We start from the raw sequence: 13,815 nt of genomic DNA, 5'->3' as shown, positions 1-13,815 counted from the left end.
TGGCGTGCAGAATGCACGTCATCGCGTTCGCGCCCAGGGCCTGCCGATGAACACCACCACCGCTTCGCCTCCCGCATCGTCGGCCGCCCTTCGTCGCATCGACGACCTGCCCGGGCCACCTGGCCTGCCGCTGCTGGGCAACGCGCACCAGATCAGGCTCGCGCGCATCCACCAGGACGTGGAGCGCTGGGCACGCGACTACGGCCCTTTCTTCCGCGTGCGCCTGGGCAAGATGCGCGCACTCGTCATCACCGACCACGAGGTGATCGCGCATGCGCTGAAAGACCGGCCCGACGGCTTTCGCCGCACCATCCGCACCTCCATCGTCGGCAGCGAGATGGGCCTGAAGCCCGGCGTCTTCGGCGCAGAAGGCCAGGCCTGGCGCGACCAGCGGCGCATGGTGATGGCGAGCTTCGCGCCCGGCCACGTGCGGGCGTATTTCCCGTCGCTGCAGCGCGTGGTGCTGCGGCTGCGCGGGCGCTGGGAGAAGGCGATGAACGCCGGCCGTGCCATCGCGCTGCAGGAAGACCTGATGCGCTACACCGTTGACGGCGTGGCCGGCCTTGCCTTCGGCAGCGACATCAACACGCTGGAATCCGACGAAGAGGTGATCCAGCGTCACCTCGACAAGATCTTCCCCGCGCTCTTTCGCCGCATCTTTGCGCGCATCCCGTACTGGCGCGTCCTGCGCCTGCCGCGCGACCGCGAGCTCGACCGCAGCGTGGCCGCGATCAACGTGGCCATTGCCGGCTTCATCGCCCAGGCACGTGCGCGCATGGCCGCCAACCCCGTGTTGCGCACGCAGCCGAGCAACCTGCTCGAAGGCATGATCGCCGCCGCCGACGAAGGCGGCAGCGGAGTGACCGACGAGCACGTGGCCGGCAACGTCGTCACCATGCTGCTGGCCGGTGAAGACACCACCGCCAACACGCTCGCCTGGATGATCTGGCTGCTCAAGCGCAACCCCGAGGCCCTGCGCCGCGCGGTCGACGAGGTGCAGCGCGTGGCGCCCGACCCGGATGCGTTCACGCCCGAGCAGATGGCCTCGCTCGACTACCTCGAGGCCTGCGCCTCAGAGACGATGCGGCTGAAGCCGGTGGCGCCCTTCCTGGTGCTCGAAGCGCTGCATGACACGACGCTCGGCGACGTGCAGGTGCCAAAGAACACCTTCGTGTGGTGCGTGATGCGGCACGACACCGTGAGCCCGCAGCACTTCCCCGACCCGCTGGCGTTCAACCCGTCGCGCTGGCTCGACCATGCCGACCCCGCCCTCACACCCACCTCGCCCAAGCGTGTGGCCATGCCCTTCGGCGCGGGGCCGCGTGTGTGCCCGGGGCGCTACCTCGCCATGCTCGAGATCAAGATGGCCGCGGCCATGCTGCTCGCGAGCTTCGAGATCGACGAGGTCGGCACGCCCGATGGCAGCGAGCCCGCCGAGAAGATGGCGTTCTCGATGGCGCCGGTGGGCCTGCAGATGCGCCTGAAGCCGCGCACCCGCTGAGCGCGCGGACAATACCGGCCCCGGCGGGCACGACCCGCCCCATCCATCTCCGCCGCGCGTGAGCCCGCTGCCCCTCTTCCTGGACGATGCCCTGGTCGTCGTCGACAAGCCCGCGGGCCTGCCTTCGGTGCCCGGCCGGCCCGCCGAGTTGCACGACTGCATGGCCTCGCGCGTGCAAGCCGAGCTGCCCGATGCACTGGTGGTGCACCGGCTCGACATGGCGACCTCGGGCCTGCTCGTCTTCGCCCGCCACAAGGCCGCGCAGAGCGCACTCGGCACGGCCTTCGCGCAGCGCGGCGTGGCCAAGGGCTACGTGGCCGTGGTGGCCGGCGAGGTGGCCGACGACGACGGCGAGATCGACCTGCCGCTCATCGCCGACTGGCCCAACCGGCCGCTGCAGAAGGTCGACCACGCGCTCGGCAAACCGTCCGTCACCCGCTACCGTGTGATCGAGCGCCTGCATGGCCGCACCCGCGTGGCGCTCACGCCGCTCACCGGCCGCTCGCACCAGCTGCGCGTGCACCTGCTGGCGCTCGGCCACCCCATCGTGGGCGATGCGCTCTATGCGCCGCCCGAGGTGGCCGCGCAGTCGCCGCGGCTGCTGCTGCACGCCCACACACTGGCCTTCGCCCACCCGGTGAGCGGCAAGCCCCTGTCGTTCGAGAGCCCCCTGCCCTTCTGATGTCCACGCCTCTCCCGCCCGAACGCGCGCCCTTGCGCACCCTGCCCGCCTTCATGCGCTTCTGGTACGCGCGGCTGGCCGGCACCACCGGCAACCAGATGCTGATGGTGGCCCTGGGCTGGCAGATGTACGACCTGACCGGCAGCGCCTGGGACCTCGGCCTCGTCGGCCTGCTGCAGTTCCTGCCGGCGCTGCTGCTCACGCTGGTGGCCGGGCACGTGGCCGACCGGCACGACCGCAGCCGCATCCTCGCGCTCGCGATGGCGGCGCAGACGGTGGTGGCCATCGTGCTGATGCTGGCCACGCACGGCCACTGGGCGAGCCGTTGGCTGCTGCTGGTGCTGTCGGTCGCCGTCGGCACGGCCAAGGCCTTCCAGATGCCGGCGCAGCAGGCGCTGGTGCCGTCGCTCGTGCCGGCCAGCGCGCTGCCGCGGGCGCTGGCCTTCAGCTCGGCCGGCATGCAGGCGGCCATCGTCGGCGGCCCTGCGCTCGGAGGCTTCGTCTACGTGGCCGGGGCCGACGTGGTCTACGCCACCTGCGCCGCGTGTTTCATCGCGGCGGGCGTGCTCTTCTTGCGCATTGGCCACCCGCACGTGCCGCCCCCCAAGGAGCCGGTGTCGCTGCGCACGGTGCTGGCGGGCTTCCAGTTCATCTGGCAACGGCCGGTGGTGCTGGGGGCGATCTCGCTCGATCTCTTCGCGGTGCTGCTGGGCGGTGCCACCGCACTGCTGCCGATGTTTGCGAAAGACGTGCTGCACGTGGGCCCCTGGGGCCTGGGCCTCTTGCGTGGGGCACCGGCGGCCGGGGCCTTGTGCATGTCGCTCGTGCTCACGCGCTGGCCGATCTCGCGCCGCGTGGGGCATGTGATGTTCGCGGCGGTGGCGGTGTATGGCCTCGCGACGATGGTCTTCGGCGTGTCGACCTCGTTCGTGCTCTCGCTCGTGGCGCTGTGGGTGAGCGGCGCGGCCGACATGGTGAGCGTGGTGATCCGCCAGTCTCTCGTGCAGCTGGAGACACCCGATGCGATGCGCGGGCGCGTGGCGGCGGTCAACTCGATCTTCATCGGCGCGTCGAACCAGCTCGGCGAGTTCGAGTCGGGCGCGACGGCCGCCGTGCTCGGGCCGGTGGGCTCGGTGCTGCTTGGCGGCGCGGGCACCCTCTTCATCGCCGGGCTTTGGTTCAAGCTCTTTCCCGACCTCGCGCGGCGTGAGCGCCTGACCGAGCGCGCCTGAGCCGATCGCTCGAACTGCGGGGCAAAGCACCGGGTTTTCACAAACGTACACGAACGATACGGGGCAGATACTCCGCGCTCATCGCGGCACGGAGGAGGGTCCCATGACGGCATCGAACGCCAATCGTCCCAACTTTCTCTACCCGGCCGGCTCGGTGCTGATGCACCCGCCGCTTCAGTTGAAGAACTCCGAGATGTACGGGTTCTTCGTCAAGGGCGATCTCGCCAAGCTGCAGGCCACCGTCGACTCGACGCTCACCGCCGTGGCCGGCGGCGAGATGCGCTTCCAGGTGTTCTCGCCCTTCGTGATGCTCACCTTCACCAAGGTGCACAAGGCGTTCTCCACCTGGCCCAGCGACGAAGTGAAGGGCTGGGGCGAAGAGGTCGACATCATCACCTGGGTGATGGTGGGCCAGATCGACAAGGGCAGCGACAAGATCAGCCGCATCTTCTCGTACCCCTGCCACATCTTCGTCGACAGCTGTATGGCGCTCATCAACGGGCGCGAGCTCTTCGGCTACCCCAAGTACCAGTGCCAGTACGAGATGCCCGAGCCGGGCCAGCCGGCGAGGCATCTGTCGCTTTCGGCCGAGGGCTTCCAGCCCTTCTCGCCCGACTCGAAGCTCAGCCTGCATCCGCTGATCGAGGTCGACGCCACGACCCACCGCCACGGCGTACGCAAGCTCGGCGGGCTGCTCGAGCTCATTGAAGAAGGCATCGAGCTCTTCGCCGCCAACCTGCCGGCCATGCTCGAGATGGACAAGGAAGCCTGGGCGCAGATCGCCGGCATGCTGCGCAGCCCGGGCTGCGAGCAGATCTTCCTCAAGCAGTTTCCCGATGCGTCGGGCGTCAAGGCGGTCTACCAGGCCATCGTCTCGGCGCCGGCCAAGGTCAACGCGGTGCACGCGGTCGAGGTCTACGACGACGACTACGAGGTCACGCTGCACGAGTTCGCGAGCTTCCCGCTCCACGAGTCGCTCGGCCTGCAGCTCGGCGCGCAGCCGGGCATCCTGCCCTTCCACATCAGCTTCGACTTCGAGGTGACGCCGGGTGAGGTGATCCACGACAACTCGGTGGTGAAGCCGAAGAAGATCGCCATCCTCGGCGGCGGCGTGTCGGCAATGACGGCCGCCTTCTACCTGACCGACCAGCCCGGCTGGGAGAACCAGTACGACATCACCGTCTACCAGATGGGCTGGCGACTGGGTGGCAAGGGTGCGAGCGGGCGCAACGCGCAGATCGGCCAGCGCATCGAGGAGCACGGGCTGCACATCTGGTTCGGCTTCTACCAGAACGCCTTCCGCACCATCCAGAAGGCCTATGGCCTGCTCGACCGCCCGCCCGGCGCGCCGCTCGCCACCTGGCAAGACGCCTTCAAGCCGCAGCACTCCTTCTGCCTGAGCGAGCTGATCGACAAGCGCTGGCGCCAGTGGCTGATCGACACGCCCCTCATGCCCGGCGTGCCCGGCCACAGCGACGAAGACGTGACGCTCTGGGACATCGCCCTCACCATGTACGAGTGGGTGAAGATGTGGCTCTCCGAACTCGACGCGAAGCACGGCACGCTGAAGGTGACGACCACGGCGACCACCACCGTCGCGGTCGCCGAGACGGCCGGCGGCTGGCTCGAGGCCATCGCCGAGCGCATCGAGCGCAAGGTCGAGACCATCGCCTCCGACGTGCACAGCGTGTTCGAAGCCGCCTGGGCCTTCGTGCAGGGCCTGCCCGGGCTCGATGGGCAAGACGCCCACGACCACGCCTTGCAGGCGGCCACGCTCAAGGGCGTGCGCGCCGCCCTGCAGGAGCGCTACGGCGCGGATGCCGAAGACAGCAACGCGGCCGACGACCTGCGCCACCTCTACATCTGCATCGACCTCGCCCTCGCCTCGCTGATCGGCATGTTGGAAGACGGCGTGTTCGTGCACGGCTTCGACGTCATCAACGACATCGACCTGCGCGACTGGTTCATCAAGCACGGCGCCAACGAGAAGATCAGCGTCGACTCGGCGCCGGTACGCGGCCTCTACGACCTCGTCTTCGCCTACGAAGACGGCGACTACGACCGCCCCAACATCGAAGCCGGCACCATGCTGCGCGGCATCTTCCGCATGACCTGCGCCTACCAGGGCGGCATCATGTGGAAGATGCAGGCCGGCATGGGCGACACGGTGTTCACGCCCTTCTACGAAGTGCTCAAGCGGCGCGGCGTGAAGTTCAAGTTCTTCCACAAGGTCGAGGAGATCGTGCCAGAGCCCGGCACCAACCTCGCCGGGCAGATCCGCATCACGAAGCAGGTTGAATTGGCGGCAGGGGTGCCCGGCGGCGACTACGACCCGCTGGTGCCGGTGAAAGGCCTCGCCTGCTGGCCCAGCACGCCCAAGTACGAGCTGCTCGACAAGGCGCAGGCCGCGCTGCTGCAGCAGGGCAAGGTCAACCTCGAATCGAACTGGAGCAACTGGCCCGAGCTGTACCAGCAGACCTTTCGCAAGCCGCTGCCCACCCTCACGCTGCAGCGCGGCGTCGACTTCGACGAGATCGTGTTCGGCATCGCGCAAGACAGCCTGCAGCTCATCTGCCCGCAGATGGTGGCGCAGAGCCTCACCATGCAATCGGCCTGCGCCAACGTGAAGACGGTCGCCACCCAGGCCTACCAGGTGTGGTTGAACAAGGACATGCACCAGCTCGGCTGGGCGTACTACGGCCGCGACGACGAGTCGCCCGTGCTCACCGCCTTCACCGAGCCCTTCGACACCTGGGGCCCGATGGACCAGACCCTGCCACGCGAAGACTGGCCCCAGCCTTACCAGCCGAAGAACGTCTCGTACTTCTGCAGCGCGCTGCCAGTGAAGGTCTACCCACCGTTCAGCGACCACGCCTACCCCGCGCGCATGGCCGCCGAGGTGAAGCTCGGTGCGATCCGCCAGCTCAAGCACCAGATCCACGCGCTGTGGCCCGCAGTCGCGACGGTGCAGGACTTCGACTGGTCCACGCTCGTCGACATGAGCGGCGGCGTGGGCGAGAAGCGCTTCGACAGCCAGTACTGGCGTGCCAACGTCGACCCGTCGGAGCGCTACGTGCTCTCGGTGGTCAACAGCACCAAGCACCGTCTGCTCACCGACAACACCGGCTTCGCCAACTTCTACGTGACCGGCGACTGGATCCGCACCGGCATCAACGCCGGCTGCGTGGAAGCGGCGGTGATGGCGGGCATGCAGACCTCGCGTGCCATCAGCGGTTACCCCGAGGTGATCGTGGGCGAGAAGGACTTGTGACAACTGCGCCCTGAAAAGCGCGGACTTGCGCACGAAGCGCCGCGCTTCATGTCGCAAAAGGCTGTGCTTTTGTTACATTCCAGGCCACCCAAAGGAACGGAGGGGTCGCCGCAATGCCCGGGTTGTCACACCCATTGCGCCGTGCGCTGCACGAGCTGTTCATCGCCTTCGCGCTCCTGGCGGCTGCACTCTTCGGCACCCTTGCCCAAGCCCAACCGACGCCCATCTCGCTGAACGCCGACGTCGAGGTCGAGATCTCGTCGCGAGGCCAGCTCTATCTCGCACAAGACGACGCGCCGCCTGCCTCCGCCAAGGAGTTGCCGGCCTGGCTGGCCAAGCACAAGCAGGCCGAGCGCGTGAGCCTCTTTGGCGGCAGCTACTGGTTCTTTGCCACCGTGCAGAACGACACCTTGCAGACACGCTGGGTGGTCGACCCGACCGGCACGCTGATGGAGCGCATCGAGGTGCGCGTCTACACCGAGGGCAAGCCGGTGCAGTCGTTCACCACCGGCTACAACTCGAGCGGTGCCTACATGATGCATTACGGTGGCAACGTCGAGTTGCCGCCAGGCGCAGTGGCCCAGGTGCTGCTTCGCATCGAGAGCCGCTACTTCGCGCGCTACCCGAGCGTCTATGTCGCCAGCGAGGCGGGCTACCGCAAGACCGTGGTCGCCGAGAACGTGCTCACGCTGTGCGCGCTCGGCGCCATGCTCGTGCTCGCGCTCTACAACCTCTTCGTCTACTTCGGCGTGCGCGACAGGGCGATGCTGTACTACGCGCTCTACCTGCTGGTGGCCACCCCCTCCTGGGCGCTGACGCTGCACGTGGGCTCCGACTGGCTGGGCTGGCGGGGGCTCGGTTGGCATTACGTCGCCTTCATGCTCGGCGCGGTGTTCAACACCATGTTCTTCCTCGAGTTCCTGCGCTTGAAGGAACACGCGCCGCGCCTGGCCTGGGTGGCACGCGGCAACATGTACGTGACGCTCGCGATCACGCCGGTGTGCTTCATCTCGGTGGCCTATGCCCACCTGCTCGCCACCGCGGTGATCTCGGTCACGCTGACCACGGCGCTCGTGGCCGGCATGATCCGCCTCGGCCAGGGGTTCCTGCCGGCGCGTTATTTCCTCGCCGCCTTCTTCGCGCTGCTGCTGCCGGCCATCCTCATCCTGCCGGCCAACTTCGGCCTGGTGCCGAGCGTGATGCGCAACATCGAGCTCTTCACGCTGCTCGGCGCCACCACCGATGCAGTGCTGCTCGCCTTCGCGCTGGCGGACAAGATCCGCCTGCTCGGCCGCGAGAAAGACGCCTACATGGCGCAGCTCAACGATGCGCTCACCCAGGCCAGCACCGACTCGCTCACCGGCATCGGCAACCGCCACGCCTTCGATCGCACGCTCACCAACATGACGCATGTGCCCAGCGACCCGACGGCGTCGCAGCGGGTGATGCTGGTGATGATCGACCTCGATGGCCTGAAGCGCATCAACGACGAGCGCGGCCACGCACACGGCGACAGCCTGCTGCGCGAGTTCGCCCAGGCCCTGAGCGTGGTGAAGGAAGAAGGCATGACCGTGTTTCGACTCGGGGGCGACGAGTTCGCGGTGCTGGGTGAGCGCCACCAGGAAGACCTGGTGCGCCACACCCTTGTCGTCGTCGAGCGCAAGCTCCACGAGGCGGGCTACCCCGACGCGGGCATCAGCTACGGCATCGCCTTCGGCTCCGAGATCAACTCGGGCTCGCAGCTGCTCATGCACGCGGATGCGCGCATGTACCTGCACAAGACTGCCAAGCGCACACAACCCGCCTGAAAAGGCCCCCCAGTCGCTGGCGCTCCTGCCCCCGAGGGGCGCCACCCATTGGGCCGGGAAACCCGTCCCTTGGGCGTTGCTCTGTGCGCCGGGCGTTGCCGGCGCGTTTCATTCGCCGCCCCGCTTCTGCTTGCCGCGCTGGCGGCCGGCGCGCATCAGCGTCTTCCATTGCGACAGCTGCGCCTGCCGCTCGAGCGCGGTGAGCGTGTCGCGCCGCAACTCGCGTTGCAGCTTCTGGTAGTTGCGCAAGCGGTCGGGCGGCACGCCTTCCCGCACCGCGCAGCCGGGCTCGGCGCCATGCTGGCAATCGCGGAAGCGGCAGTGCGGCGCGAGCGCGGCGATGTCGCCGAACACGACGTCGAGCGAGGCCTCGTCGACATCGGGCCGTAGCGTGCGCACGCCGGGCGTGTCGATCACGCAGGAGCCGCCCGGCAGGCGGTGCAACGAGCGCGAGGTGGTGGTGTGCTTGCCGCGGCTGTCGTGCTCGCGCACGGCGCCGGTGTCTTGCACCGCCGAGCCGAGCAGCGCATTGGTCAGCGTCGACTTGCCGGCGCCCGAGGAGCCGAGCAGCACCAGCGTCTGGCCTGTGCCGAGCCAGGGGGCGAGGCGATGTGCGTTCGAAGCGTCGCGCCCGTCGAGCGCGAGCATCTCCAGCCCGCGCGGCAGCCGCGCTCGCAGCTCGGCGAGCGCCTGCTCCACGCGCTCGGGCGGCACGGCATCCGCCTTGGTCAGCACGACCACGGGCGTCACGCCCTGGGTCTGCACCAGCGTCAGGAAACGCTCGAGCCGCCGCGGGTTGTAGTCGTCGTCGAGGCCCATCACGAGCAGGGCGGTGTCGACGTTGCTCACCACCGGGTGGCGCCGGCCGTCGGCGTCGCGCCGGGCGATGTGCGTGAGCGGCGTGACGCGCTCGTGCACCCAGGGCTCGCCGTGGGCATCGGGCGCCAGCAGCACCCAGTCGCCCACCGCCAGCGCGGAGCCGGCCTCGGCCAACTCGCGCGCGAGGCGCGGCATGGCGCGCACGCTCGTCTCTTGCTTGCCGTCGTGCACGACGAGTGTCTCGCGGTGCACTTCGGTCACCCGCACGAGGCGATGCGGCGGCGTGTCGTCAGAAGCGGAGGAAAAAGCGAGAGCCGCCTGGGCCATCGCCGGGGTCAAACCGATCGAGCGCAGCGGCTCGACATTGAGGTCGATCATGATGAGATCTGTCTTCCATCGTCAGGCATGCGAACGCCAGCCCGAGGCCCGAGGCCACAGGCGGCAACGATTGAATGGAAGGGTCGTCGGCAGCAGCTCGCAGGCGCTGCGGCGACAGGTCAGATCTCGAACGGGATCAGAGAACGACCGGTACGGCTCAGGCAGCAGCGTGCGTGGCGGCGACCCACAGGAGGGCAATGTCAGCGTGTGTCATGGTGGTCTCCTTCGAGTGGGTGGATGGGGCGCGAAGTCTGGCACGCCCGCGGAAGGCGCGTCAACCGCGGTCGCGATTCAATTGTTGCGGCGGCGTGTCGGGCACTTCGCGCGCTTCGATGTCGACCACGTCGCCCGCCGGAGCGCGCCGCCCGCCCATGCCGCCGCCGAACGGCTGCGACGGGTGCATGCGAAAGCGCTTCACCTGTGGTTTGCGCCCGCGCAGCAAGCTCCACACGATGAGCCAGAAGGCGAGCACCAGGCCGAACAACACGGCGAGCAGTCCGAAGACCAACCCCACCGCCACCAGCACCAGGCGCAAGAGCGCAGACAACAATCTGGACAAGACGAACTTTCGAGTGAACTGCAGAGCGCGGATTATCTCAAGCTGGCCCCTGGAAGCCGCCTGCGCGGAAGGTCAGCACCAGCGTGTCGCGGTGCCCACCGGCCTCGAGCGGCTGGATCGGCGTGCTCTCGTGGATCACCCGCTCGTCGTCGAGCAGCAGCAGCGTCCACGGCTCACTCATCGTGAAGCGGATGCCGCTTGCTCCCTGCGCCTCGAACACGCGCGTCTCGCCGCCCTTGATGCCGGCGCGGCCGACGAGGATCACCGCGACGAAGTCGACGCCATCGCGGTGCGCGCCCTCGGGCGTGGGCCGGCCGATGCCGTCGGTGGTGTCGATGCGGAACTGGTGCGCCTCCACGAACCACGGCCGCGCCCCCTTGATCGACGAACACACCGCCCCCAGGCTGCGCAGAAGGCGCGGCCACGCATCGCCGGCGACGACCGTCGGGTCCATCGGCTCGAACCAGCGCTCCAGGCCGCCGTGCAGCGCGTTGTATTCGACCGGCTGCCAATGCGCACGGTGTGGCGCCTGCGTGACGAGATCGCCCTCGAGCACGAAGCACGAATGGCGGCGGCGGCGGTAGCGGCCACCGTCGCGCAGGTAGGCATCGGGCGGCAGGTCGTTCCAGCTCGGCGCGAGCGCTTGCAGGTCGCCGAGGGCGACACCCGCCAGCTCGCACAGGCCCGAAGGGCTCACGGCCGCATGGCCCGCCGTGCGCAGCACGGGCGTGAGTTCGCTCACGGGAACGTAAGGAGGCGGAAGCATCTGCGTCATGTGCGGAATGATGCCAGCCTTGGGTTAGATTGCGGGCCATGCCGACCTCTCCCAAGCCTTCGTTGAAGCCATCCTTGAAGCAGCTCAAAGGCGCGATCGATTCGCTCAAGCGCACCGGCAGCACGCTCAAGAAGCTCAAACCCACGGTCGCGAGCCCCGCCACGCTGAAGAAGCGCCATGCGGCACGCCGGCAGGTCTCGGGCCTGCACTTCGCGCTGGCCGATCGCATCGATGCGCTCAACCCGCTGCATTGGGACGCGCTGGCCGCGCAGACCGTTTTCCTCTCGCGCGACTACCTCCGCGTGCTCGAAGCGCATGCGCCGAGCAACGTGCAGCCACGCTACGTGCTGGCGCTCGACGAAGGCCGTCCGGTGGCCGCGATGCTGTTCCAGCGCGTCAGCGTGAGTGGCGACAGCTTGCGCAAGCCCAGCAGCAAGCGATTGGTCGACAAGCCGCTCGCCGGTCTGCAGGAGCACTTGCTCGTCTGCGGCAACCTGCTCGTGTGGGGTGCGCGCTCGGTGGCGTTCGCCGCCGATGTCGATGAAGCGCAGCTCTGGCATGGCGTGGGCGAAGCGATGTACCGCCTGCGCCGGGCCGACAAGCTGCTGGGTGAGTCCGACGTGGTGATGGTGAAGGATTTTCTCGCCGACCGTGAGCCCACGCGCGAATCGCTGCGCCTGCTCGGCTACCGCAGCGTCGAGACCGAGCCCGACATGGTGCTCACGCTGCAACCCGGCTGGAAGAGTTACGACGACTACCTCGCCAACCTCACCTCCAGCTACCGCAGCAGCGCAAAGAAGCTGTTGAAGGACTGCGCCGCCGCCGGCATCACGCTGCGCTTGGCCACGCTCGACGAAATGCTGGCCCGCCAGGCGGAGTTGCACGATCTCTACAAGCAGGTGCACCAGGCGCAAGGCCTGCGCCTGGCCTCGCTCACGCCGGGCTACCTGGGCGCGATGGCACAGGCGCTGGGCGAGCGTTTCGTCTGCCGCGTGGCCGAGCGCGACGGGAAATGGCTGGGCTTCGTGACCAGCGTCAACGACGGCGACACCGCACTCGGCTATTACATCGGCTACGACCGCACGGCCAATGCCGATGCACCGATCTACCTGGCGCTCCTGCAGTCCACGGTCGAAGACGCGATTTCCTTCGGTGCACGCCGGCTCTCGCTCGGCCGCGCCGCCCTCGAACCCAAGGCCAAGATGGGCTGCAAGCCCGAGCCACTCGCCTGCGCCGTGCGCCACCGCGTGTCGGCGCTCAATTGGATCGTGAGTGCGTTGACGCGCACCGCGAGCCACGACGAGCCGCCCGAGCGCAGCCCGTTCAAGGCCACCGCCTGATTACGGAGTTTCATTCGCATGTACCACGGAGAACGATTCAACAGCTACACCCACCTCGCCGGCCTCTTGCTCGCCGTGGGCGGCTCGGCCTGGCTCATCGCGCAGGCCGCCTTGCGCGGCGATGCGTGGCAGGTGGTGAGCTTTTCCATCTTTGCCGCCAGCATGGTGCTGCTCTATGGCGCTTCCACGCTGTACCACAGCGTCAAGGGTGCGGCCAAGCGGGTGCTCGTCAAGTTCGACCACTGCGCGATCTACCTGCTGATCGCCGGCACCTACACGCCTTTCACGCTCGTCACGCTGCGCGGGCCGTGGGGCTGGGCGCTCTTCGGCACCGTGTGGGGGCTGGCCATCATCGGCATCGTGAAGGAGCTGTGCATCGGCCGCGAGCGGGTGCCCTCGGTGCCGCTCTACGTGGCGATGGGCTGGATGGGGGTGGTGGCGGCGGTGCCGCTGGTGCGCGAGCTGCCCAATGCCGGCCTGGCGTGGCTCGTGGCCGGAGGCCTGCTCTACACCATCGGCATCGTCTTCTACGCCAACGACGAGCGCTGGAAACACGCCCACGGCGTGTGGCACCTCTTCGTGCTGGGCGGCACCGTGTCGCACTACTGCGCCGTGCTGCTGTACGTGGCCTGAACGCGATGCGAGCGCAAGCGCTGATCGAGCAACTGCGGCTGCAGCCTCACCCCGAAGGCGGGCATTACCGCGAGTTCTTCCGCTCGCCGCTAGGCGTGAGCCCCGATGACGGCCGCCCGCGCCGCAGCGCGCTCACGAGCATCGACTTCCTCTTGCAGGCGGGCGAATTCAGCGCGTGGCACCGCGTCGCGTCCGACGAAGCCTGGCACCTGCTCGAAGGCGACCCGCTCAAGCTCTGGTGCGTGCCGCCCACGCTTGACCGCGTCGAGCAGGTGACGCTCGCCCCGGCCAGCGCCACCCAAGCCCCGCGACACGTGGTGCCCGCCGGCTGGTGGCAGGCCGCGGGGCCACTCGGGGCCTACGCGTATGTGGGCGCCACGGTGGGCCCTGGCTTCGAGTTCGTCGACTTCACCTTCGGGCGCGACGATGCGGCGTTCATGGCCGCGCTTGCTCGCGTCGACAAGACCCTGCTGCGCCTGGCCGGAGGGCCGAGCCGATGAATGCACCTGCGCAACCGCGCAACCCGCTGCATGGCATCACGCTCGAGCAGATGCTGAACGCGCTGGTGGCGCATTTCGGCTGGCCGGGGCTTGGCGAGCAGATCAACATCCGCTGCTTCACGAGCGACCCCAGCATCTCGTCGAGCCTGCGCTTCCTGCGCAAGACACCCTGGGCGCGCGAGAAGGTGGAGAGCCTCTACCTCTTCATGCTGCGCGAGCAGGCCCGCGCCAGCCGCCCACCGCGCCGCTGACCCCGCCCCGCGCGTGGGGCATCTCCTACAGGCAAACCCTGTAGAGGCCGACGCCTGCGCGCACGC

At 68.5% G+C, this 13,815-nt stretch carries 12 protein-coding genes; 9 read left to right on the top strand and 3 right to left on the bottom strand.

Annotation, left to right across the window (positions count from 1 at the left end; genetic code table 11):
• Nucleotides 1-46 precede the first annotated feature (46 nt).
• From RXV79_RS08155 to RXV79_RS08135, 5 genes are all read left to right on the top strand, one after another.
• Nucleotides 47-1,501 carry a cytochrome P450 gene (locus RXV79_RS08155; protein ID WP_316702922.1) on the top strand — a complete coding sequence of 485 codons (1,455 nt, stop codon included), beginning with the start codon at nucleotides 47-49 and terminating at the stop codon, nucleotides 1,499-1,501.
• Nucleotides 1,502-1,559: 58 nt separating this feature from the next.
• Nucleotides 1,560-2,183 (top strand): RluA family pseudouridine synthase, encoded by a 624-nt coding sequence (locus RXV79_RS08150; RefSeq protein WP_316702919.1) that lies wholly within the window; start codon nucleotides 1,560-1,562, stop codon nucleotides 2,181-2,183.
• Entirely contained in the window at nucleotides 2,183-3,415 is a 1,233-nt protein-coding gene (locus tag RXV79_RS08145) for an MFS transporter (protein ID WP_316702918.1), read from the top strand. Before RXV79_RS08150 ends, RXV79_RS08145 begins: the two co-directional genes overlap by 1 nt.
• A 103-nt stretch (nucleotides 3,416-3,518) precedes the next feature.
• On the top strand, nucleotides 3,519-6,686 hold the full coding sequence (locus tag RXV79_RS08140) for an NAD(P)-binding protein (RefSeq protein WP_316702916.1): 3,168 nt from the start codon (nucleotides 3,519-3,521) through the stop codon (nucleotides 6,684-6,686).
• A gap of 122 nt (nucleotides 6,687-6,808) precedes the next feature.
• Complete coding sequence (locus tag RXV79_RS08135; protein WP_316702915.1) at nucleotides 6,809-8,494, top strand: sensor domain-containing diguanylate cyclase; 1,686 nt, start codon at nucleotides 6,809-6,811, stop codon at nucleotides 8,492-8,494.
• 108 nt (nucleotides 8,495-8,602) lie between these two features.
• On the opposite strand, the gene rsgA is transcribed toward RXV79_RS08135, so the two are convergent.
• From rsgA to RXV79_RS08120, 3 genes are all read right to left on the bottom strand, one after another.
• Complete coding sequence (rsgA, locus tag RXV79_RS08130) at nucleotides 8,603-9,691, bottom strand: ribosome small subunit-dependent GTPase A (protein WP_316702914.1); 1,089 nt, start codon at nucleotides 9,689-9,691, stop codon at nucleotides 8,603-8,605.
• A 274-nt stretch (nucleotides 9,692-9,965) separates the two neighbouring features.
• Nucleotides 9,966-10,250 carry a hypothetical protein gene (locus RXV79_RS08125; RefSeq protein ID WP_316702913.1) on the bottom strand — a complete coding sequence of 95 codons (285 nt, stop codon included), beginning with the start codon at nucleotides 10,248-10,250 and terminating at the stop codon, nucleotides 9,966-9,968.
• Nucleotides 10,251-10,287: 37 nt separating this feature from the next.
• Entirely contained in the window at nucleotides 10,288-11,025 is a 738-nt protein-coding gene (locus RXV79_RS08120) for a 2OG-Fe dioxygenase family protein (protein ID WP_413816671.1), read from the bottom strand.
• 38 nt (nucleotides 11,026-11,063) lie between these two features.
• Here RXV79_RS08120 and RXV79_RS08115 point away from each other — a divergent pair, with 38 nt between their 5' ends.
• From RXV79_RS08115 to RXV79_RS08100, 4 genes are read left to right on the top strand one after another with little or no spacing between them, the layout of a single operon-like run.
• A complete protein-coding gene (locus tag RXV79_RS08115) occupies nucleotides 11,064-12,365 on the top strand; it encodes a GNAT family N-acetyltransferase (protein ID WP_316702912.1) in 1,302 nt (433 codons plus the stop codon).
• Between the two features lie 18 nt (nucleotides 12,366-12,383).
• The gene (trhA, locus tag RXV79_RS08110; RefSeq protein WP_316702911.1) at nucleotides 12,384-12,998 is read left to right on the top strand and encodes a PAQR family membrane homeostasis protein TrhA; all 615 of its coding nucleotides are present in this window, start codon (nucleotides 12,384-12,386) and stop codon (nucleotides 12,996-12,998) included.
• A 5-nt stretch (nucleotides 12,999-13,003) separates the two neighbouring features.
• Nucleotides 13,004-13,498, top strand: coding sequence for a cupin domain-containing protein (locus RXV79_RS08105; RefSeq protein ID WP_316702910.1), 495 nt, complete (start codon nucleotides 13,004-13,006; stop codon nucleotides 13,496-13,498).
• The gene (locus RXV79_RS08100; protein WP_316702909.1) at nucleotides 13,495-13,749 is read left to right on the top strand and encodes a VF530 family protein; all 255 of its coding nucleotides are present in this window, start codon (nucleotides 13,495-13,497) and stop codon (nucleotides 13,747-13,749) included. Before RXV79_RS08105 ends, RXV79_RS08100 begins: the two co-directional genes overlap by 4 nt.
• The last annotated feature ends 66 nt before the right edge of the window (nucleotides 13,750-13,815 follow it).

The sequence above is a fragment of the Piscinibacter gummiphilus genome, assembly GCF_032681285.1.
Lineage (GTDB): Bacteria > Pseudomonadota > Gammaproteobacteria > Burkholderiales > Burkholderiaceae_C > Rhizobacter > Rhizobacter gummiphilus_A.
Note: the sequence above shows the minus strand (reverse complement) of the source record. Positions and strands in the feature narration are given on the sequence as shown.